The organism is Saccharibacillus kuerlensis DSM 22868 (genome assembly GCF_000378145.1).
In the GTDB taxonomy this organism is placed as follows: domain Bacteria; phylum Bacillota; class Bacilli; order Paenibacillales; family Paenibacillaceae; genus Saccharibacillus; species Saccharibacillus kuerlensis.
The window spans coordinates 1-21,763 of the sequence record NZ_KB899307.1 but is presented as its reverse complement, the minus strand read 5'-3'; the positions used below and the strand labels follow the sequence as shown (position 1 = coordinate 21,763).

15 protein-coding genes are annotated in these 21,763 nt (G+C 52.3%); 8 read left to right on the top strand and 7 right to left on the bottom strand.

Going from position 1 to position 21,763, the window contains the following annotated elements; translation table 11 throughout:
* Window positions 1–75: 75 nt before the first annotated feature.
* From F456_RS0119320 to F456_RS0119310, 3 genes are all read right to left on the bottom strand, one after another.
* Complete coding sequence (locus F456_RS0119320; protein WP_018978705.1) at window positions 76–636, bottom strand: TetR/AcrR family transcriptional regulator; 561 nt, start codon at window positions 634–636, stop codon at window positions 76–78.
* 333 nt (window positions 637–969) lie between these two features.
* The gene (locus tag F456_RS0119315; protein ID WP_018978704.1) at window positions 970–2,733 is read right to left on the bottom strand and encodes a carboxylesterase family protein; all 1,764 of its coding nucleotides are present in this window, start codon (window positions 2,731–2,733) and stop codon (window positions 970–972) included.
* 147 nt (window positions 2,734–2,880) lie between these two features.
* A complete protein-coding gene (locus F456_RS0119310; protein WP_018978703.1) occupies window positions 2,881–3,912 on the bottom strand; it encodes a PocR ligand-binding domain-containing protein in 1,032 nt (343 codons plus the stop codon).
* Window positions 3,913–4,183: 271 nt separating this feature from the next.
* On the opposite strand from F456_RS0119310, the gene F456_RS0119300 reads away from it, so the two are divergent.
* The 8 genes from F456_RS0119300 to F456_RS23070 all read left to right on the top strand — a co-directional run bounded on the left by F456_RS0119300 (window position 4,184) and on the right by F456_RS23070 (window position 16,003).
* Window positions 4,184–5,320: a glycerol dehydrogenase gene (locus F456_RS0119300; protein ID WP_018978701.1), complete on the top strand. Its 1,137-nt coding sequence runs from the start codon at window positions 4,184–4,186 to the stop codon at window positions 5,318–5,320.
* 132 nt (window positions 5,321–5,452) lie between these two features.
* Entirely contained in the window at window positions 5,453–7,213 is a 1,761-nt protein-coding gene (gene dhaK, locus F456_RS23075; protein WP_018978700.1) for a dihydroxyacetone kinase subunit DhaK, read from the top strand.
* A gap of 270 nt (window positions 7,214–7,483) precedes the next feature.
* Complete coding sequence (locus F456_RS0119290; RefSeq protein WP_229675653.1) at window positions 7,484–9,613, top strand: alpha/beta hydrolase family protein; 2,130 nt, start codon at window positions 7,484–7,486, stop codon at window positions 9,611–9,613.
* Window positions 9,614–9,889: 276 nt separating this feature from the next.
* Window positions 9,890–11,590 carry a GGDEF domain-containing protein gene (locus tag F456_RS0119285; RefSeq protein ID WP_229675636.1) on the top strand — a complete coding sequence of 567 codons (1,701 nt, stop codon included), beginning with the start codon at window positions 9,890–9,892 and terminating at the stop codon, window positions 11,588–11,590.
* Window positions 11,591–11,808: 218 nt separating this feature from the next.
* Window positions 11,809–13,845 carry a beta-galactosidase gene (locus tag F456_RS0119280; RefSeq protein WP_018978697.1) on the top strand — a complete coding sequence of 679 codons (2,037 nt, stop codon included), beginning with the start codon at window positions 11,809–11,811 and terminating at the stop codon, window positions 13,843–13,845.
* A 61-nt stretch (window positions 13,846–13,906) separates the two neighbouring features.
* Window positions 13,907–14,617: a pirin family protein gene (locus F456_RS0119275; RefSeq protein ID WP_018978696.1), complete on the top strand. Its 711-nt coding sequence runs from the start codon at window positions 13,907–13,909 to the stop codon at window positions 14,615–14,617.
* A gap of 20 nt (window positions 14,618–14,637) precedes the next feature.
* Complete coding sequence (locus F456_RS0119270) at window positions 14,638–14,991, top strand: hypothetical protein (RefSeq protein WP_018978695.1); 354 nt, start codon at window positions 14,638–14,640, stop codon at window positions 14,989–14,991.
* Window positions 14,992–15,118: 127 nt separating this feature from the next.
* Window positions 15,119–16,003 (top strand): hypothetical protein, encoded by an 885-nt coding sequence (locus tag F456_RS23070; RefSeq protein WP_018978694.1) that lies wholly within the window; start codon window positions 15,119–15,121, stop codon window positions 16,001–16,003.
* 167 nt (window positions 16,004–16,170) lie between these two features.
* Here the strand turns inward: F456_RS23070 and F456_RS0119260 are convergent, their stop codons facing one another.
* The 4 genes from F456_RS0119260 to F456_RS0119245 all read right to left on the bottom strand — a co-directional run bounded on the left by F456_RS0119260 (window position 16,171) and on the right by F456_RS0119245 (window position 21,231).
* Window positions 16,171–16,737 carry an arsinothricin resistance N-acetyltransferase ArsN1 family A gene (locus F456_RS0119260; protein ID WP_018978693.1) on the bottom strand — a complete coding sequence of 189 codons (567 nt, stop codon included), beginning with the start codon at window positions 16,735–16,737 and terminating at the stop codon, window positions 16,171–16,173.
* An 18-nt stretch (window positions 16,738–16,755) separates the two neighbouring features.
* Window positions 16,756–17,538 (bottom strand): arsenite methyltransferase, encoded by a 783-nt coding sequence (locus tag F456_RS0119255; protein ID WP_018978692.1) that lies wholly within the window; start codon window positions 17,536–17,538, stop codon window positions 16,756–16,758.
* A gap of 131 nt (window positions 17,539–17,669) precedes the next feature.
* The gene (locus tag F456_RS0119250; RefSeq protein WP_018978691.1) at window positions 17,670–18,149 is read right to left on the bottom strand and encodes a MarR family winged helix-turn-helix transcriptional regulator; all 480 of its coding nucleotides are present in this window, start codon (window positions 18,147–18,149) and stop codon (window positions 17,670–17,672) included.
* A 265-nt stretch (window positions 18,150–18,414) separates the two neighbouring features.
* Window positions 18,415–21,231, bottom strand: a complete 2,817-nt coding sequence (locus F456_RS0119245; RefSeq protein ID WP_018978690.1) for an endo-beta-N-acetylglucosaminidase — start codon at window positions 21,229–21,231, stop codon at window positions 18,415–18,417.
* Between the last annotated feature and the right edge of the window lie 532 nt (window positions 21,232–21,763).

Below are 21,763 nucleotides of genomic sequence, written 5' to 3'. Positions count from 1 at the left end.
TTTTAGAAATCTCAATTAGATAGAACGATCATTATATTTATAAGGAAAATAAAAACAGGATTCATCATCCTGTTTTTATTGGAGATCCGCAAACAGCCGTTCAGTTATGGCAATCAATTCTCTGGCTGCAATCTCCGGACCTTCGCTTTCGGCCAGAGCGGTGGCACCCTCCAGCAGCAGGCAGAGTTGGAGGACTTCGCTGGTTGTACGCTCTGAGTCTGCTGACTGGATGAAAGCTTTTAGACGCTCTTTGTGGCCGTCTACCAACTGTACAATTGGGTGAGAAGCATCTTCTCCGTATTCTTCCTTGGCGCGGAGAAACAGACAGCCTCTTGCTGCACGTCCGTTCATCCAATCCGCATGAGCTCTGGCCAGACGAACATAGATGGATTCCGAAATCTTCTTGCGTTCGCTTGGATCGGCGGCGATTGCGAAGTTCAGCTGCTCCATATACTGACGCTCCCGCCGATTCAGCACTTCCATGATCAGTTCATCTTTGGAAGCAAAATGATTATAGAGAGTCATCATGGCAATATTGGACTCGCCGACGATTTTTTTAAGCCCAATTGCGTGGAATCCGTTTTGATAAAAGAGGGCTTCCGATGTGCGAAGCAGATCTTCTTTTTTGGAGCTCATTATAGAACACATCCTCTCTAGGTAGAACGATCATTCTATTAAAGCTTATAGGAAGAAGTGCGAGTTGTCAAAAGAGAGCTGCAGTCCAAAAGAGCCGTGCTTAAAAGAACTGCAGCTAAGAGGATGAAGGGCGTCTAATACGGCAAAACCGAACGAATCTTCAAGATCCGTTCGGCTGCGGCAGAATTCTATGCTGATAAGTCTATACTACTGAATTCAATTACTATCAATCAGCTTCAAGCAAGTTCAATCGAGTTCGATTCGTACTTCCACGCTCCACTGATTGTAAAACGGAACTTTTTCGCTTCTCTCTAAGCCATTCCTTACAGTCAATTATTTTACCCACAGCGACGGGTTGCCGAAGCGCTGATCCAGCTTGCCGCTAAACCAGCGGCCGTTGAGAACCTTCGAGATCAGCTCCGCTTTGTCGGCTTCGGAGATCGTACGGTCGGCCCGCATGGCGGCCAGCACCTGCTCGTACGTGAACTCCGGTGAAGACAGATAGGAGATCGCTTTACGGCGGTTGGCATCCAGAATCAGCATGGATTCGCCGTTAAGGGCATTTTGCGGCGTCCAGGTCTTCCATTGGGTCAGGCCGCCGCCGTTCGGATCGCCGCTGCGCACGAAGTTCGAGATGTATTTACGGAACGTTTTGCCAAGGTCGACCGCACCCGGCAGATCGTAAGCGCTTCCGACAATTGACTCGTAATTGGTGTTGCCCGGCGAGAGCAGAGGAACGAATACGCCATGGAAAGCGCCGAGCGGGCTCATATCGCTGCCGGACACGTAAGCATCGCTGCCGAAATCGATCTGCATGCCGTAAATGTCCGCTCCGTAGCTGCCGAACATTTTCTGCGCGGAGTCCTGCACATTGAACAGTCCGTACAGTTCGCCGCCGTATTTGTTAATAAAGTTGTATTTGGCCATGACATTGTGATCGGTATTGATTGAGTTGTCCGCGACATTTTTGGCGAAATACGCATCATAGCGGCCGAAGAGCGAGAACTCGTTGGCACCGGTCAGCATAAGCAGCGGCACATCGTTATAATTTTTAGTATCAAAACCTTCTTTCGGCAGCACTGTTCCGTCAGCATACAGATGCGGGAATACACTCATGCGAATACCTGCGCCGCTCATCAGCTTGGCAAGCTTCTCCGCCGGCACGGCGTACAAATAATCGCGTACGTCGGAGCCAGTTGTCAGCAGCCAGTCATAAGCTTCCTGTTCGGTCGCTTTTTTGCCGTCGGCGACGGCAAGCGGTGCAATCGCTTTGGCGAACGTCTTGGCGCTGGCGTCTTCGTCCGCGATCGTCATGCCTCCGCTGAATGAGATTGCTTTGTCAAACTTGCCTTCGAACAGCGGGGAGATCAGCATCGCCATGACATCGCGTCCGCCTGCGGAAAATCCTGCTACGGTCACGTTGTCGGGATCGCCGCCGAACTGTTCAATATTGGCTTTGACCCAATCAAGCGATTTGGCAATATCGAGCAGGGCATAGTTGCCGGAGTTCTCTTCGTCTGTTCCGGTCTTCAATGCCGGAAGCGGGTTGAAGCCGAGCGGCCCCAGGCGATAATTGACCGAGACGAAGACGGCATTCGTATCGTTGACCATCGAATTCCCTGTGATTTCGGTCGATTTGCCGGTCTGATTGTTGCCGCCATGTATGTAGACGATGACCGGAAGTTTTTCTTTTGTATGATCTGGGCGGTAAATGTCGAGGTTCAGCGCATCTTCCGTGCCGACTGTCTCGCTGCCGGATGCCTGGATAGCAACGCTGCCCGGTTTGGTTGCATCAAGCACACCGGACCAAGGAGCCGGATCGGATGGCGCTTTCCAGCGCTGCGCGCCTGCGGTCGAAGCCGCATAAGGTATACCCTGCCAGACCAGAGCGCGGTTAGCTTGATCCCGGTAACCCTGAACCTGACCGAACTGTGTACGCTGCAGCGTTTGCCCAGTGAAATGGCCGGACTCAGCCTGCATGGAAGTGTCGGAAGTGGAAATCGCGGCAAAAGTCTGATTCGGTGTGCTGTAAACGCTGAATACTCCGGCTGCCAGCAGTGGACTCAGGAGCAGAGCTCCCCATTTTTTGCTTTTCATTGATCAATCGCCTCCTCAAAATTGTCATAAAAAAAACCTAAACCAATGCACAAGGCATCAGCTTAGGTTACGCCCAAAAGGTCACGTTCCTGTTCGCAGAAGTAGTCTAACACAATAATGTAAGCGTTTCAAATACTTTTTTGCCGACTACGTTTTGTAATACTTCCGGTACACGGCAGGTGTGATCTCTTCGTATTTCTTGAACGTTTTAATAAAGTATCCCGGCTCGTTGAAGCCCAATTCGCTGCTGATTTGCGTAATCGGCATATCCGTGTTCTCCAGCAGCTGCTTGGCCCATTTGATCTTTAAGCGTGCCGTATAAAAGGAGTAGCTTTCCCCGGTTTCTTTGGCAAACAGACGGCTGAAGTAGCTGGGGCTGATGTGACAGAGCTCGGCCATTTTCTTAAGTGACACCGATTCGTTCTTGTGCGAGAGCAGGTAATCGAACGCCGGCTTCAGTACGGGATTGGTGCAGCGTTCGGATTCTTCGTCTTCGGAGTTCAGATAAGCGTCTGCGAGAATCCGGGTCGTTTCTTTGCGCACATGCTCCAAATTTCTCATCGTATAGCCTGGCAAAATATCCGACAGATGAGGCGTGGAGCCGGTCCCGGACGCTTTGTCGAACATTTCCGCAATCAGATTTTTGTTCAGCGCTTCTTCGACAATATAACTGCACAGCAGGGAAAGCATATTGGAGATCGTCACGATTTCCTGATAGGACATCACCGGCAGATTCGCATAGTGGTCTTTGAGCTTTTCCCATTTTTCGCTGTACAGTTTCTTGTTTTTCGAAGTCAGAATCTGCTCCAGATCCGCCGAGCCGGAAGGGTCGGAGAGACGCACTTGTCCCGCCATGACTGCGCCTATGTATTTGTCGTCGATAATAACGGGAACTGCAATATCGATAATTTGGTAATGGCAGAGGTAAATATACGGTTTGTTCGAACGGACCGCTTCCAGCCCGCCGCGCGAGTCGCATTTCTGGCAGTAAGGCAGAAGGTCCTCGTCCTGACGAACCGCCTGGCAGAACGATTGACAGCCGCTGTGGCGGGTCACAGCGTTGCCTTTGTAATCGACAGTCAGAATAGCCAGTTTGGTAACGGAAGCGAGAGAATCTTGAAGGCGCTCCCATTTTTGCAGATCGAAAATTTTCTGAATGCTGAGATGTTCGCCGATCATGGGAATTCCTACTTTCAAAATGGGATTTTAAGCGCATGCTTGAAATCATAAAAGGATGTAAGCGATGACAAAAAGATGCGATTTTATCGAAACAGGACATCAAATTACGATTGTAGATTATAATATATTGCTTGGAAAGTCCACTGTAAACCTTGAAGTTGTAGCTTATCATGGAGGAAAGCGCGGCCAAGACACCTAATCGGCACTTTTAATAACCTTAACGACATCCGGTCATGGCCGGCCAATTTATTTATAAACGGAGGAATTTATGATGAGAAAAGCATTTATCAGCCCATCGAAATACGTGCAGGGAGAAAATGAACTGCTCAATCTCGGGTACTTCGTCAGTTCGTTCGGCAAGTCGGCTCTGCTTATCGCTCATCCGGACGATGCGGCGCGAGTGAAAGACAAGCTTGATGCAACAGCGGAGAAGTTCGGTATTTCTTTCGTTGAAAGCGGTTTTATGGGGGAGTGTTCCCGTCAGGAAGTCGAACGCCTTGAACAGATTGCGGCGGAAAACAACTGCGACTGCATCGTAGGCCTCGGGGGAGGCAAAGCGATCGACGCCGCCAAATGCGTAGCAAAAGGCGAGTCGCTGATTATCTGTCCGACAATCGCTGCGACCGACGCACCGACCAGCCACTCGGCGGTTCTGTACACACCGGAAGGTGCTTTTGACGACTATGCGTACTTCAAGCAGAGCCCAAGCGTCGTATTGGTCGACACGACGGTTATTGCCAATGCACCGACAAGATTCCTCGTGTCCGGTATGGGCGACGCTCTGTCCACCTATTTCGAAGCCCGTGCGACTTCCCGTTCCTATTCGAGAGTCAATGCAGGCCTTCCGAGCGGCGTAAGAGAAGGTCAGACGGCTCCGGCTGTAGGCACAAATGCCGCTATGGCGCTGGCAGCGCTGTGCTACGAAATGCTGCTGCGCGACGGCCTGAAAGCCAAAGCGGCCTGTGACGCGAATGTCGTTACCCAGGCGCTGGAAAATATCGTGGAAACGAATATTCTGCTGTCGGGGCTCGGATTCGAAAGCGGAGGTTTGGCTGCCGCACACGCGATCCACGACGGACTGACTGCACTGGAAGGTACGCATCATTACTTCCACGGGGAAAAAGTCGCATTCGGCACGATCGCGCAGCTGGTACTTGAAAACGCGCCGACCGAAGAGCTTAACCAAGTGATGGATTTCTGTCTGGCAGTCGGTCTGCCAGTCTGCCTGGCGGATATCGGTGTCGATTCCATGAGCCGGGAAGAACTGCTGGAAGTGGCGGAGAAAGCCTGCATTCCGGAAGAATCGATTCACGCTATGCCTTTCCCGGTTACGGTAGAAGAAGTGGCGGCTGCCGTTCAGGCGGCCGACCGGATCGGCAGCGCGTACAAAGCGTCCAAAGGACTGTAAGGTCGAAAAAGACAGCCTCTTACGCATTTTGTGCTTAACGGAAGCGGAAGGAACGGCCGGCGCGGCGCGGATCGTCACACAGCGAAGAGCGAGGCCGATTCTCCCACAGAAATCGACAGGAGGGATCACATTTTGAAAAAAGTCATCAACAAACCGGAAGATCTGGTCATGGAAATGTGCAGCGGAATCGCATTGGCGCATCCGGAACTGGAATTCGTACAAAAGTATAAGATCGTCAAAAAGAAGCAGCCGAATACGAACAAAGTTACGCTGATCAGCGGCGGGGGCAGCGGCCACGAACCGGCGCACGCCGGATTCGTCGGCAAAGGAATGCTGGATGCCGCAGTGTGCGGCGACGTGTTTGCTTCGCCTTCGCAGATCCAGGTCTATCAGGCGATCAAAGCGACCGCAGGGGACAAAGGCGCGCTGCTCATTATTAAAAATTACAGCGGCGACATGATGAATTTCAAGAACGCTGCCCATCTGGCAGGCGAGGACGGCATCGAAGTCGATTACGTCCGCGTTGACGACGACATCGCTGTCGAAGACAGTCTGTACACGGTCGGACGCCGCGGTGTGGCGGGCACAGTGCTCGTCCACAAGATTGCAGGTGCGGCAGCCGAGGAAGGCCGCAGTCTGGCCGAAGTGAAAGCGGCAGCCGAGAAAGCGGCGGCGAACGTGCGCAGCATCGGCTTCGCGCTGACATCGTGCACAGTACCGGCTAAAGGCACACCAACGTTCAAGCTCGGCGAAGACGAGATTGAATACGGCGTCGGCATTCACGGCGAACCGGGCATCCGCCGCGAGAAAATGGTTACAGCCGACGAACTGGCTGCCCATACGGTAGCGGATCTGATCCGCGATATGAAGCTTGAGGGCGGCGAAGGCGAAGAAATCGCCCTGCTGATCAACGGCTTCGGAGCGACGCCGATGCAGGAGCTGTATCTGTTCAATCACGCGGTAACGCGCGAACTGACAGAGAAAAATATCAAAATCAACCGGACATTCGTCGGCAACTATATGACGAGCATCGATATGGCCGGTATCTCGGTTACATTCATGAAGCTTGACGACGAGCTGAAGAATCTGCTGTCGAGCGAAAGCGACACGCCGGCATTCAAAGTGTCCGGTCCGGTTGTACAGCCGGCTTACGAAGAACTGCGCCGCTCGGGCGCCGATGATCTTCCCGCTTCGTTCAAAGTGGAAACACCGGCGGAATATGCGAAAGTCTCGGGCAGCATGGTGACCCGTGATAATATGATCTACTTAATCGACAAAATGAGCGAGATCATCATCGAGAACGAAATCCCGTTCTGCGAGCTGGATTCGCAGGCAGGCGACGGAGATTTCGGAATGAGCGTCGCCAAAGGCTTCAAGCAGCTCAAGCGCGAATGGAAAGACATTCTGGCACATGAGGATCAGTCGATCGGCGGATTCCTGCACGAGTGTTCGCTCGTCATTATGGAATACTGCGGCGGCGCTTCCGGGCCGATCTGGGGTTCCGCGTTCCGTGCGGCAGGACGCTCGGCCGGCGACAAAGCCGAGCTGAACGTCTCCGAGTTCGCGGAGCTGATGCAGGCGGCTGTAGCCGGCATCCAATCGACCGGCGAGCGTTCCTTCGGACGCGGGGCGGTCGTCGGCGACAAGACGCTGATCGACGCGCTGGCGCCGTGCGCGGATGCCTGGACGGCAAGCGCAGCTGCCGGTGACGACGTCAAGACGGCTTTTGCCAAAGGCGCGGAAGCGGCTGTGGCGGGAGCCAAAAAGACGGAGGAGATCGTTGCGCGCATGGGACGCGCAGGCGCTGTAGGCGAGCGCAGCATCGGGTATCCGGATGCGGGTGCTCATGCTCTTGGCGTGATCTTCACAGAGCTGTCGGACAGCTTGAAATAAGCTGACCAGCATGTTGTTGGTATACCGCCGCTCATGCGAGAGCATAACGGTGGTGCTTCGGTTTCAATAACGAGTAAGGAGGGAAGAAGCGGCAGACGGTTTGTCCGGCTGACCGGTTCTTTGCCCTGTTCGAATATCTGCGAAATAACGGTTCAAATTTGTTTATCGCATTTTTTTGCTTTTTAATTTTCTGGTTCTTCACGTTCCAATTTTAATTTTATGCTTTTTATACTAATACGACTGAAGTCGCGAGGAGATATGAGTGTGAAAATGATGTCTAATTTGTTCAAGAAGCCGACTGGTCTTCTGGCATTGTCTCTAGTACTTATAGTGCTGGGCAGTCTGCTGGCCGGCATGTTCAACACGTCTTTTTATAAGGTGAATGTCAAGGAAATCTCGTTCAAAGCCGACCACGGCACATTAAACGGTCTGCTGTATATGCCGAAGGGAGCGGGCGCGGACGATCCCCGACCGGTCATTGTAACCACTCACGGTTATCTGAACACGAAAGAGATGCAGGATGCTCCGGCAATTGAAATGTCGCGCCGTGGTTATATTGTACTGGCGCTCGACATGTACGATCACGGCGATTCCCGCTGGGAGGGAGATATCAAGGTTGGCGAGCAGTTCTCGACGTTCTGGATTTATTCGCAGTTCGATGCCGCCAAATACATGTACGGCCAGGATTATACGAAAAAAGACGAGAACGGCAACGCCTATATTGCGGTAAGCGGTCATTCCATGGGCGGCTTCTCTACACTGCTCGCCATGTACATGGATGAAATGAATGCTCTGCAGACCGGCTATCGGATGATCCATACCGGCATATCGGTCGGTTCGGACTTCTCGTATGCAGCTGCGGTTGCGCCGCAGGATCAGCTGACGGCATCTTACGGAAGCCGCACGGTCGGCATGATCGCCGGACATTACGATGAATTTTTCTTCAACAAGTCGGATGAAGAGAAGACGGAAGCAGAGAAACAGATTGAAGGCACCGTTATGCGTAAAGACTTTACGAAAACGCTGTCGGGACGAGCATTCCTCGGACTCGGAGCGGACGGGGAAGAAGCGGTGCAGGGGCAGTATTACAGCGTGGATTCCGGCGATGTGACGATCGAGGAACAGGTTGTACGTCCGTCGCAGACGGGTGAACGCATCATTTATACGCCGAATCAGACGCATCCGTGGAATCATTTCTCGCCGGAAACGACCGGTTATCTGATCGATTTCTATGCGCATGCTTTCGAAGGCGTGACTTCGCCGAGCCAGACCGATGCAGGGCTGTCGTCCGGCAGTCAGATTTGGTGGCTGAAAGAAGCGTTCAACTTTGTCGCCATGATCGGTTTCTTCCTGATGATCGTACCGCTGTCGATGCTGCTGCTTCGTTTGCCGTTCCTTAAGCAGGCGGTAACAACGGTAACGGCTCCACTCTCCAAGCCTCTGCGAGGCGGACAGACGGCGATGTACTGGATTGCGATCGTATTCAGTGCGCTAATTCCGGCGATTCTGTTCCCGACGTTGATGGACAAACAGGCCGGCGGCCTTCGGGTTCTGACTGTCGCGGCAATTGTACTGCTGTTCGTCTCGATTATTGTGGCTGTAGTCGGCTTTATGCTGGGCCGCCGTTCGGGCAGTTCGCCGTGGATGGTTCATGTCGGGATCGGCGGTGTGATTCTGGCTGTTGTGTCTGCCATCATGTGGATCTTGTTCGCCAAGGCGGACAGCATTGTGCCGCTCAGTCCGTTCTTCAATGAACCGACGACAAACCAGATCGTATATTGGGCGCTTGTGTCATCTTCGATTACGGCGTTCATCACGTTCGCGTTCTATTACTTCAGCAAGAAGCGTTCGGGCGCAAGCTTCAAGGACTATGGCATCAGCCTGAATCCGATGACGATTATCGCCAGCCTGTGCACGGCGGCAATCGCTGTTGCGGTCGGTTATCTGCTGCTGTTCGCCATGCAGGCGATCTTCGGTACGGACTTCCGCATCTGGACGTTCGCGGTACGCACATTTACGATGGAGCATTTCATTACAGGTCTGCGCTATATGCCATTCTTCTTGATCTATTACTTCGTCAGTGCGGTAGCAATTAATGCCGACACCCGTTCACGTAGAGGCGGTTATCTGCTGGCAATCTTCTTGAACGTAGGCGGACTCATTCTATGGTTGATCGCTCAATACGGTCTGAACTTTGCCAGAGGCGTTGCCTTGTATCCGGATCAGAATCTGAATGGCATTTTGCTGTTCGCCTTGGTACCGGTGCTGATCGTGGCTGCCATTTATGCGCGGAAGCTGTTCGAACAGACGAACAATGTCTGGCTGCCGGCCTTTGTAAATACGATTCTGTTCACACTGGTGACAGTTGCAAATACGGTTATGTTCTGGAATTTGGTGTAATAGGAAACGAGTGGGATACAAGAAAAAACACCGGACAATAAGTCCGGTGTTTTTTTGTATTCACTAAATAAATAGGTTCTAAAAACAGATATAAAGATATAGGGGATATGAGTCCTTTTTTAACCATACCGGTAACCGTGCATGACGGAGAAAAGAAGTGATAATATGTGGAAAAAGCTTCTTCAGGGCAAAAAATTCGTAGGTTCTAATCTGATCTGGCTTAATATATGTTTTACAACCGTTTTTATTTTGAATATTATAATAGGCTTTACTTATATGGCGAATTCCGTGCAGAGCGATTATCAGAGGGTGCGTGAGGCTGCCGACCTGCGCATTCAACTGCTCAGACTTGAGAATGCTTTGATCGATCAGGAGACCGGCCAGAGAGGCTATCTTTTGACCAAAGATATCGAGTTTTTGGAACCTTTCGATGAAGGCGTGAGGTATTACGCACAAGTTGCGGCTTCCTTGCTGGGTCAAATAGAAAGCGTACCGGAATTGACTTACCTGCAAGAAAAGGTCGTCCGACTGATTGGCATGGGCGAGAGTTGGAAAGAGGAGTACGGAGACGCTCAAATCCGGAAAGTGATGGCCGGAGGAACCATCACGAACACGGAACTGCTCAGGGGCAAAGAGCGGTTTGATTCTTTCCGTGACCTTGAAGCGGAACTGCTGAGAGAAGTCGAGATCATGCGCGACGAACGAAGAGTGGAACTGCTGAATGGCTTGTACTATTTGTTTGCGATCATCGGCGTCATCTTTATTTTGATTCAATTCTTTAAGCAGTATCATCTTCAAAAGGGACTTGGCCGTATCGCCAGCCCGATTATTCAACTTGATCAAGCGGTCGCGTCGTACAAGTCTGGCTATATTTATTCCAAGCTTCCGGTATATCGGGAAGATGACGAAATCGGTCGGCTGGTGAAAAACTTCGATTTGATGCGCGAGGAGATGGAGAAGGAGAAACATGATCTCCAAGAAACCTATCGGATGATCAACGTACTGAATCAGGCGCGCAGCGTGGAAGAAGCATACCGGGTTGCGCTGCAGTCGATCTGTTCGTTGGTTCCGTGCGAGCGGCTATCGATTATTACCCGGAACGGAGATCGAACTTTTTCGATCAAAGCTGTGTTCGAGAACGGGACGTTCGATTACCGGGATGTTCCACTTGAAGGCGAAGAAAATGACATATACGAAATGCTCCAGAGAGGCTTTTCGATTTTTCACAATGACTGGTCGAAATACCGGACAAATGGTTCACTTACCGACGCCTTGTACGAACAAGGAATTCGCTCTTCGCTGCATATCATTTTGAAAAAGGACTTCCGGGTGCTCGGTGTGCTGAATCTGCTGTCCGTAGAGCCTAATCATTTCTCTGCGCTGAAAAAGGAACGTTTGGAGATGCTGTCTCCCATGATCGTAACGGCGCTGGAAAATGCGACGGAAGCAACGCGGATTCAGGATATGGCTCTCCACGACTCACTGACGGGAATCTGGAACCGCAGACACTTTGATCAATCGCTGGATCTGTTTGTGAAACGATACGAGCAGGAAGGAAAGAATTATCCATTCAGTCTGATTCTGCTTGACGTTGACCGTTTCAAGGTGTTCAACGACACTTGGGGGCACCCGGAGGGTGATCTTGTTCTAAAGCATTTGGCGAAGCTGCTCGAGACCTGCGTCCGTCCTGGCGATATTCCGGTACGCTTCGGTGGCGAAGAGTTCGCGGTTCTCCTGCCCAAAACGCGGCTTGAAGAAGCAGAAATAGCAGCCGAACGGATACGCAAACAGTTGGAATTAGAGTCACCGTCACGGAAATATACAATTACTGCAAGCTTTGGAGTAGCGGAATGGAGCGAAGGATTCGATCGGCAGGACCTGATTCGTCTCGCCGACGAGGCTCTGTACAAAGCCAAAGAATCCGGCCGGAACCGGGTGCATGCACATCGCCAGGAGCAGGGAGGAGAATCTGCTTAAATGTGCGGAATCCGCTAACCTGTCGACTACCCGGAAATACCGGAGTTTTTGTTTCGGGAAATTATGGTTCGACGAAGAGAAATACGCAGCCTCCAGATAGTCCCAGAAGCTTGGGGCTGTCTTTTTTGTTTTGATAAAACGTTTAGGCAAAGAGCAGGGATTGACGAAAAAACCTCGAATTTCTAAGGCACGAAGCGAATAGGAGAGGGGAAGTCATCATGACACAGCCGCAGCAGAAGAACTTCGAAAGTGTCCGTATGGGTGTCGATTATTATCCCGAACATTGGGATGAGACGCTGTGGGAGGAAGATGCCTCTTTGATGCAAAAATCCGGAGTTGCCATTGTACGGGTCGGCGAATTCGCTTGGAGCCGGATGGAGCCGAAAGACGGAGAATTCGATTTCGGCTGGTTGGATCGGGCAATTGATCTGTTCGGCCGTTATGGGATCGATGTAGTGATCGGTACGCCGACCCATACGCCGCCAAGATGGCTGACGACCAAGTGCCCGGATGTGCTTCCGGTGATGTCGGACGGTCGTATTTTCCAACCCGGTGTACGTGGACATCGCTGCTTCAACAGCCGTTCGCTGCGCCGCTATGGGGAACGATTGATCGGTAAATTGGCGGAGCGTTATGCGAATCATCCGGCTGTCGTCGGCTGGCAGACGGATAATGAATTCAGCATGCTCGACAGTCAGAGTCCGCAGGCCGCCGAAGATTTCCGGGACTGGGTGTACCGCAAGTACGGCACGCTTGAAAATCTGAACCGAGAATGGGGAACCGTCGTCTGGAGCGGCGAATATTCGGACTGGAGTGAGGTCACGCCTCCACTCGGCGGATCGCCGTACGAAAATCCTTCTTTCCTGCTTGATTTCGCCCGCTTCCAATGGGATTCGGTTGCCGAATTTCAAGCCTGGCAGATCGCCGCAATTCGGAAGCACTGTCCCAACCATTTCATCACGCATAATTTTCACAGTTATCCGCAGAGACTGGATCTGTACAAAGTCGGCGACGAGCTGGATTTCGCCTCTTTCGATTATTATCCGAATACGTCACCGGGCAAGTCCGGGACCGCGCCCTACAGCGGAGCGCTGTCGCTGGATGTCACACGGGGGATCAAGCGCAAAAACTTCTGGATCATGGAGCAGTTAAGCGGATCGCCGGGTGCTTGGATGCCAATGTGGCGGATGCCGCAGCCCGGCTATATTCGGGCGTATGCCTGGCAGGCGATTGCCCGCGGCGCGGATACGGTCGTGCACTTCCGCTGGCGCAGCGCCAATATCGGTGCGGAGCAGTTCTGGCACGGCTTGATCGACCACAGCAATGTACCGGGACGCCGGCTGGCCGAATTCGCGGAGATGAGCAGCGAAGCTCAGCGTCTCGCCCCCTTGCTGGCAGGAACGACGCCAAGCGCATCGGTTGCGATTCTAATGTCGCATGAGCAGCTTGAAGCGCTGCGTATTCAGAAACAGACCGAAAACTTCGATTACTATGAAAACATCAAAGAATATCACCGGACGCTGACCAAGCTCGGCATCGACTGTGATGTCATCGATTGGCGTCAGCCGCTGGACGGTTACCGGGTCATCCTTGCACCGCATCTGTATCTGCTTGACGACGAAGCCGCAGAGCGGCTGTGCCGTTTCGCCGCGGACGGCGGCACATTGCTGCTGACGGCCCGGTCGGGCGTGAAAAATATGAACAATGTCTGCGTGATGCGGCCGCTTCCGGGACTGCTGGCGGACTGCGCCGGCGTGACGGTACGCGAATACGATCCGCTCGGCAGCGATATCGTCCGTCTGGATACCGAAGACGGCGAGCAGTTTGCCAGCAGTCAGTGGGCGGATATTCTGGATCCGAACGAGGGTGGACACGCCGAAGTATTGGCGCGCTACGGCGGTTATGTGTTCTTTGCCGGCGAAGCGGCAGTTACCCGAAATCCGTTTGGACGCGGAGAGGTCTATTACTTGGGAACACATCCCGAGGAGGACTATATGCGTTCTCTGCTGCTTCGCATCGCCCAGGAACGCAGCCTTCCGTATGCGGAAGGCCTGCCGGCCGGTGTGCAGATTTCGGTGCGCAGCGGAGAATCCGGTTCGTATCTGTTCCTGCTGAATTTGGGACGGGAGGCAAGGAAGTTCCGCATCAGCGGAGCATACACCGAGGCGCTGCAGAGCGAAGGGCTGCTGAGCGGCCGACGTTACGGGAACGAGATCGAGTTGAGTCCTTATGAGGTAGAGATTTTCCGCTTCTGAGGCTTGGAGGCAGAACGCGTCGATACGCTTGAATATACATTATGAAAGGGGCATGCTCATTATGATCCACATTTATCCGGCAAGTTCGCGTTTTGAGTACGACAAAGGTTGGCTGAAAGGAGGACACAGCTTCTCCTTCGGGGAATATTACGATCCGGAGAACGTCAAGTTCGGCCCAATGCGGGTCTGCAACGATGATATTATCGCACCCGGCAAAGGGTTTGGTGCGCATCCGCACAGTGATATGGAGATCGTCTCCATCATCCTGTCGGGAAGGCTTCGTCATGAGGACAGTCTCGGCAATGTGGCGGTAACCGGATTCGGCGGCGTTCAGCGGATGAGTGCCGGTACGGGCGTCATTCATACGGAACACAATCCGTCGGAGCATGAGGATGTGCATATTTTACAGCTCTGGTTCGAACCCGCCGAACGGGGAAAGGAACCGTCGTATACAACAGGCGAATTTGATACGGCCGCACTTGACGGAGCGTTGGTTCCGATCGCATCCGGGCAAGGTCTGGAAGGCGTTACCGACCTGGGACAGGATATGACGATTTATCTGAGTCGACTTGAAGCCGGGCAGGCGATCCATTTTAAGCAGGCTGTCGGACGCCGCATATTCCTCTTCGTGATCGAAGGTGAGCTGGACGTATCCGGTGCCGGAGAGACTTCCAGACTTGGCCGCCGAGACACCGCGCGGATTACCGAAGCGCCTGAACTCTCGCTGACTGGAACCGCTCCGGTATTCTATATGCTGGTCGATCTGCCGTAAAGGAAAAGGAGGACACAATAATGACTGCACCAGAGCAAGGGCATGAACACGAACGTATTCTCGTCAAGCATGCGGTAACAGGACGAATGCTGGTCAACAGCGGGACCGATGACGTAACCTATACGCTGGAACCTTCCGAAGAAGGGGGCATGATACTGAGCATTCAAGGGGTTTCGCCCTGGCTGGCGGAAGAGATCCGTGATGTGCAGCGCGAGCTGAATGTATTCCGTTTTGAAGAACCGCCCGGCGAGCCGCCGATCAAGCATTGGTTCTATGTGGGCGAGCATGATGTGATTTACGACGAGACCACATCTACACTGACCATTCGGGCAGGAGCAGAGATTATGTACAAGCCGGATGAGTATTGGGCGTAGTATTCGAGTCTTACCGGCTTATCAGGTTCATTTAAGGAAAGGGCGTTAAGATGATTTTGTCGGACCGCAGATTAAGCGGAACGGCAAAATCAAGATCCGTTCGGATCATCGGGAGGACTTTACTTTTATGAAAAAGACTATCGCACTCAGCGCACTGGCCCTGTCTCTGGCGGCAGGCGGTACGGCCGTCGCCCACACCTATGCAGCTTCTACGGATTCCACTTCGACGGCAGAAGTTTCTACGGCAAAGCCGGATTATGCCGGTAAAGGCGGCAAAGGTTTCGGTCATCGCGGCGGCATGAAGATCGACCAGGCGGCAGTGGCATCGCTGCTGGGTCTGACCGAAGATGAGCTCAAGACGGAGCAGCAGGCAGGGAAGTCGCTGGCAGCTATTGCCGGTGAAAAAGGCGTAGAAGTGCAGAAGGTAGTTGATCTGGTCGCTTCGACCCTTAAGGCTTCGCTTGATGAAAAACTGTCAGCGGGTACGATTACGCAGGCACAGTACGACGAACGTGCAGCTGAGATCGCTACGCGTGCGGAAGAGTTCGTGAACCGGACTTTCGACGCGGCAAGAAGTGGCGAAGCAAAAGGCGGAAAAGGCGGCATGAAGATCGATCAGGCGGCAGTGGCCTCGCTGCTGGGTCTGACGGAAGACGAGCTTAAGACGGAACGGCAGGCAGGGAAGTCACTGGCAGCTATTGCCGGTGAAAAAGGCGTAGAAGTGCAGAAGGTAGTTGATCTGATTGCTTCGACCCTTAAGGCTTCGCTTGACGAAAAACTGTCAGCGGGTACGATTACGCAGGCACAGTACGACGAACGTGCAGCTGAGATCGCTACACGTGCGGAAGAGTTCGTGAACCGGACGTTCGACGCGGCAAGAAGCGGCGAAGGAAAAGGCGGCAAGCGCGGAGATGGGCGGCGAGGCGCTGCAGCTGCCGACAGCAGTACGGACGCAACTTCAGAATCAGCCGAAAGTGAGTCGGATGCAGCTTCGAGCACAATTGAAGGCTGAGCCGAACATTTTAAATAAACAGGCTTGAACAGGCAGTCTGCAGTTAAGTCTGCGCTCGGCTAAGGCTTATACTTTTCGTCTTCAAGGGACAATCTGATTTTTGAACATGCACAGAAGCTGTCGGGATTTCCGGCAGCTTCTTTTTGAATGTGCAATATTCCTATACTTCATCGATTCTCTGGCACCATGTTCGCAAGCAGCTTCTCCATAATCATCACATCAATAGGCCTGCCATCAAGGATACCCTGCTGCTCGAATATACCAACTTCCCGATAACCGGCTTTGCGATACAATCCTTGTCCGGCTGCATTGAAGGGGAATGTGAACAGCACGATTTTGCGAAAATCGTTTTGCCTGGCTGAGCGCTCCAGCGCTTCCAGCATCCGGCTTCCGACACCGGTTCCGCGCGCGGATCGGGCAATGTAGACTGACAGGTCCGCTACTCCGTCATAGGCGCAGCGCTGTGAATAGGGATTAAGAGACGCCCATCCGACAACTTGATGATCTCGTTCGGCGACCAGCGCAGCATATCGGCCGCGGTGAGCTTCGAACCAATCCTGCATGTATGAAAACTCCTTAGGCTCCGATTCTAACGTAGCAATCCGATCTTCGATGCCTTCATTGTAAATATTCAGAATGGATTTTAAGTCTCGCTCTTCGGCAGGGCGGACAATAAGAGAACTTGAACCCAAATCCAAACTCGCATCCGCATCTGAACTCGTTCTTTTTTCCATGATCCGTTCATCCTCCTCTTAAGGTTTGACTGCCTGAATAACGGCGGAGCGAATATAATTGTCGATGCTGCTGCCCGGTACCCAATCGCGGATGAATAAGCTTGATTCTTCCTTCGGTTCGATTCGGACATTTGTAAAACCGCTCTTACTGAGCATGTCGGTCAGTTCGGAGATAGAAGACGCGCCCGAAATGCAGCCGGCATACAGTTCCTTCAGATCATTCTTGATTGATGAAGGCAGCTCGGCCGTCGTTACGATGTCCGAAATTGCCAGTCGGCCGCCAGGGCGCAGCACTCGGAACGCTTCGTCGAACACCTGCTGTTTGGCCGGAGAGAGATTGATGACACAGTTGGAAATGATTACGTCAACAATTCCGTCTGCTGCGGGAAGATGTTCAATCTCGCCCAGTCGGAAATCGACGTTGGCTGCTCCGGACTTCTCGGCGTTTTGCCGAGCTCTGCTGATCATATCGGGCGTCATATCTACCCCAATGACCCGGCCTTCCTTACCGACCTGACGCGCTGCCAGAAAACAATCGAATCCGCCGCCGCTGCCAAGATCAAGTACCGTTTCGCCGGGACGCAGCGCGGCAATGGTCTGCGGATTACCGCAGCCGAGCCCTAGATTGGCACCTTCCGGTGCAGCCTGAAGTTCCTCCTGGGAGTAGCCAAGCAGAACGGAGGCAGCTTCCGCGTCTCTAATCGAATCGGCTTTGCCCGTGCAGCAGGAAGAGCTTGAAGCGGCTTTTTGGTAATGACTGCGTACGTTTTGCCGAATCTCATCTTGTGCGGTCGATTTCATGTCTATCATTCTCCTTTTTGTAGAAGCGGGATAGGTCATTCAATAAGGATAACTATTTCCATTAAACATAATTCGTTCAATTAAATTTGCAACATACAAGTTTTATTGCATCTGAATCTAAGGTTTATCGTCTAAGATTCATTTCCTGAATGATCTTCTGCTTCGTCTCTGACCGGTGCGCAGCAGCGGCTTGATTGAGCCATAGCTCCGTTAAGCAATTCGATGGATCGGAGAACAGTCTCCCGCTCGAACGGAGTCAGGTAAGAAAAAACTTCGTCGAGATAGCTGTTCATCTGCTTGTCAATGGAGGCTGCGACGAATTTGCCGGCAGTAGTCAGCGACAGCAGAGAGATGCGGCGGTCGGAAGGAGCGGGGGATTTCTCAACAAGTCCCATCCTAACTAAACTCTGAATTTGGCGGCTGAATGTAGTGATATCGGTTCCGAGTGTGTCTGCCGCCTGCTGCATGGAAGGCGAGCGTCCCCGGTCGATCTCGTACAAAATGTGACTTTGTGCAGCAGATAGATCGTACCCGCCTACACTGCAGCAGTTTTTGCCCAGTAGGCCGAATCGGCGTGTCATGATTTGGAAGAGCTCTCGTTTGTTAGTCAACTGGATTCACCTCTTGCTTTTGTTATAAACGATTAATTTGCAAATTGCAAGTTAATTTCGAGTGAGAATCATAGTGTATGATCTATGATCGATTCGTTGTTAGGGCGGCCGACACAATTTTAAAAAAGCTCTGCCCATTAAGAATGGGCAGAGCTTTTGCTGACGGAAAGAGATTGTTCACTTTATAAGTTCATCAGACAAGCTATAAGCTCATCAGATAAGCGGCTCACAAGACAAATCTAACGACCGCGATTTGGAACAATAATTATTCGCCTCTAAGAATGACAGGCTCCGACTTGTTGCCGCTGTAATCTTCCAGTACGACTTCGACACGATCGGCCGTCGAACTGAAGCTCAGGCTGGCTTTGGTTGTTCGGCCGCGGATAATCCGGTCTCGTTCACCAACGTTGTAAGTCGTCGGGAAGGAGCGAAGCTCGCCGTCTTCATACACGTACAGATAGCGCCAGTCGCGTGTGTTCGGCATCGGCAGGTTCAGCGTATCTTCATCCCACGACCAGTCTTCCCCGTAAGGTTCGGCAATTTTATCGGCAAAAGTACCGGCAATTGAAACGGGAGTCAGACCGTCTTTACGAATCGTCACGATGTACTCGTCACCGTTCAGTGGCATATTTGCAAATACGGCTGATGTCTCGCCATGCGGGATGACCAGTTCTTCGGCAATCGGTTCAGGCGTTGTTGTCCAGTTGACCGATCGGATGCTGACTGTCGTGTCGCCTTTCACGCTTCGTGGCACCGTCCAGCTTACATGCAGTTCTCCATTGTCTCCGGATGAAGCTTTCAGCTGCTCGGGAGCTTTGTTCAGGTTGAATGGCACTTCGGCTGCTGCACTCTCCGTGCCATCCGGTCCGACAGCTGTGACTTTTACGACCCCCGACTGCGACGGAAGGTTTTTGATATAGAATGTCTCGTCGTATTTGCCGCCGACGAATGTATCGTTAATATAGACGTTGTACAGCTGTACCTTTTCATAATTATCGTCAAGATTCCAGTTCACGATCATCTCGCCGCTTTCCGGATAAATGTCTTCGATGGCCAGACCCGATGGTGCGGTGGGCGGGGTCTGTGAGTTGTTCGTCAAACGCAGTTCGCCTACGTTCATCCGGTAATCCGCGACCGGCTGCGTACCCGGATCGAAGACCAGCCCAAATGCGGCAATTTCCCGTCCGGCGTATGGGGACAGATCCACTTCGGCCGTTTTCCAGCCTTGCGTCTTACCGCCGGTACCCGGCACCGGGACTTTGACCGTCGTATCCGGAGCATCTGCGAAGATTATGCCAACACTCATAAGCGAATCGTCGCTTTTGACGGTTTTGTTATAAGTAACGGACATTTTCGAATCTGCTGCAACAGACAGATCCGTTTTGTACAGCCGCAGGAACGTCTCCGCATCGAGCTTGCCGCGTAATGCCAGCGAGCTGCCGCCTTCGTAAGCGCCGATCATGGCACGATCGAACTTGTCGGAATTGCCCGTTTTGTACTGGCGGCCGTAATCGAAAGCCACGTCAAGCTTGCTGCCGGACGTTTCCTGCCACCACTGCCAGCTTGGAAGAATATCCTGCAGGCTCATATTGGACCATTCTTCATTGTTGGAGACTTTGCCGTTCACGTAATAATCCAGACCGTGTCCGGTGTTGAAGTTGGTATGGAACGTATCGCCGCCGACGACGGAGCGCTCCGCAATGACGGAAGCGATGCCAGGCCAATAACGGTTGTCCGCATAGACGTTGGATGCTGTATTCTGAGCGGACACGGAAGTGTTCGACGGATCTTGGTTCGGTCCCGACCACCACAACTGTTCACGAATATCTGTCATCCACTGGTAGTCGTTCTCGCTGCGCTTGCGGCTCGGCCAACCCTGATTCATGTCTTCGTCGAGACCGGCATGTACGAAGTCCGCGCCAAGTGTCGAAAGGCTTGTGCGCAGTTTTCCGTCGGCATCCAGCTTGGCTTGAAGTGCGGTGCCTTGCACATTTTTGAACCGGTCGCGTCCTGCTTCCAATCCGGCGTAGCCGTTCTCGAACAGATCGTAATTCGTGCCGTATTTCGTGTTCCAATCGCTCAGGAATTGCTCTGCGGCGTCAATCTGACGCTGCCCCATACCGTAGTCGAAGAAGAACGAATCCGATACCTGCTGCCCGTCTTCGGCGTCATGCAGGAACATGATATTGTTATCGCGGAATGTCCGGGCGAATGTATTCGAGCCCGTGTCGGTATTCAGCGAATCGTACCATTGAATATACAGACCGGCCTGCTTCAGCGTCTTGACGAACTCCTGGTAATCCGGAATATCGGCAGGTTCGACATTCGGCCCGATTTCTTCCTGATTGACAAAATAACCGTCGTAGCCGAAGTAATGCGCCATCTCGATCAATTTGTCTGCAACCGGGAAATTCCCGTTCTCGTCTTTGACGATCATCTGCTTGTACGTCTGCTGCCCGCGGTCATTGTTGGAGAAAAAGATACCGGCCAGCGACATGACGCCATTCTTGTGCGCTGCGTCGGTGTAGGTCGGATTCGGAATGTTCAGCATGCCGAATTCAAACCATTTCTGCTGCCAGTCTTTCTGCGCCAAATCATCATAGTATTCCGGCGGCGTGTAGGCGGTCGCGGTACCATGCCAATACGAGTAGTAGTCCGTATACTGCCAGAAGTTGAAATGGTACTGGGCGAACTTGTTAGTGTAAGGTGCATTTTCGATAAAAGCATTCCCGTAATCGCCCGCCACATTCATCATATGTACGTCGGGACTAAGACTTGGATCGGCCTGTGTAGCGGAAAAAGGAGAGATTCTCGGCTGCAAGGGTACATGCGAACGCAGCAATTCCGAATCCCGGTCGCGCTCCGGCGTCCAGTCCAGAATGTGACCGCTGGTGTACCCGTGTACGCTCGGCTGGTTCTGTCCGTGGGCACTGTCGCCCTGGAACGGCCAGGTATCGCCGGCGCTTGCCTGGAGCGGCAGTCCGGCTGCAATCAGGGAGAGAGCGAGCGCCGCGGCTGCAGCTCTGCGCGTAAAGTGGGACTGGGGACGGCGGGAAGACTTGATCCTTTTTCGGGTGCTCATGGAATTCCTCCGTTTCGGTTAAATGGATTGTACTGCATATCTAATTCTCTCTAAAACTATATGATGAAAGCCTTTACAAAAAGAGGCGGAACTAAAGAAAAGGCGTTTAAATTAAAGAAAAAGCCCATCCTCGTTAAAGGACAGGCGTCACAACAAGTAGAATATTATCCATTAACGTTCCCAAGCACGTTCCCAAGTACGTTTGCGCTGTCCGTCATTCAGTTTAAGAACCAGGCTGCTGCCCAAAGAGTTGGCGATGTCATTGGAATAAATCGATCCGAGTTCATGGCGAGTCCTCTTTTATGGAATGAATTTTTGTAGACTAGGGCCTGTATGCAAACCTGTTTCAGCAAAATTCGAAAGAGTTTATTGAAGGTGTAATAGGGGGGGAGAAATAAGTGCGCCTGTACACTTATTTTTCTCACATTTTTAATTTTCGCTGAAATAAGTGCTCCTATACACTTATTTCAGCGTTTTCGCGTTTCTAACCTTACTTTTATGTGAAATAGTTGCACCTGCGCACTTATTGTAC

What these genes read in the sequence shown, in the direction of transcription:
- F456_RS0119275 (WP_018978696.1), top strand. Translation starts at nt 13,907, where the DNA reads ATGATCCACATTTATCCGGCAAGTTCGCGTTTTGAGTACGACAAAGGT.
- F456_RS0119315 (WP_018978704.1), bottom strand. Translation starts at nt 2,733, where the DNA reads ATGAAAAGCAAAAAATGGGGAGCTCTGCTCCTGAGTCCACTGCTGGCA.
- F456_RS0119260 (WP_018978693.1), bottom strand. Translation starts at nt 16,737, where the DNA reads ATGGAAAAAAGAACGAGTTCAGATGCGGATGCGAGTTTGGATTTGGGT.
- F456_RS0119320 (WP_018978705.1), bottom strand. Translation starts at nt 636, where the DNA reads ATGAGCTCCAAAAAAGAAGATCTGCTTCGCACATCGGAAGCCCTCTTT.
- F456_RS0119255 (WP_018978692.1), bottom strand. Translation starts at nt 17,538, where the DNA reads ATGAAATCGACCGCACAAGATGAGATTCGGCAAAACGTACGCAGTCAT.
- F456_RS0119290 (WP_229675653.1), top strand. Translation starts at nt 7,484, where the DNA reads ATGATGTCTAATTTGTTCAAGAAGCCGACTGGTCTTCTGGCATTGTCT.
- F456_RS0119310 (WP_018978703.1), bottom strand. Translation starts at nt 3,912, where the DNA reads ATGATCGGCGAACATCTCAGCATTCAGAAAATTTTCGATCTGCAAAAA.
- F456_RS0119300 (WP_018978701.1), top strand. Translation starts at nt 4,184, where the DNA reads ATGAGAAAAGCATTTATCAGCCCATCGAAATACGTGCAGGGAGAAAAT.
- F456_RS0119280 (WP_018978697.1), top strand. Translation starts at nt 11,809, where the DNA reads ATGACACAGCCGCAGCAGAAGAACTTCGAAAGTGTCCGTATGGGTGTC.
- F456_RS23070 (WP_018978694.1), top strand. Translation starts at nt 15,119, where the DNA reads ATGAAAAAGACTATCGCACTCAGCGCACTGGCCCTGTCTCTGGCGGCA.
- F456_RS0119270 (WP_018978695.1), top strand. Translation starts at nt 14,638, where the DNA reads ATGACTGCACCAGAGCAAGGGCATGAACACGAACGTATTCTCGTCAAG.
- F456_RS0119245 (WP_018978690.1), bottom strand. Translation starts at nt 21,231, where the DNA reads ATGAGCACCCGAAAAAGGATCAAGTCTTCCCGCCGTCCCCAGTCCCAC.
- F456_RS0119285 (WP_229675636.1), top strand. Translation starts at nt 9,890, where the DNA reads ATGGCGAATTCCGTGCAGAGCGATTATCAGAGGGTGCGTGAGGCTGCC.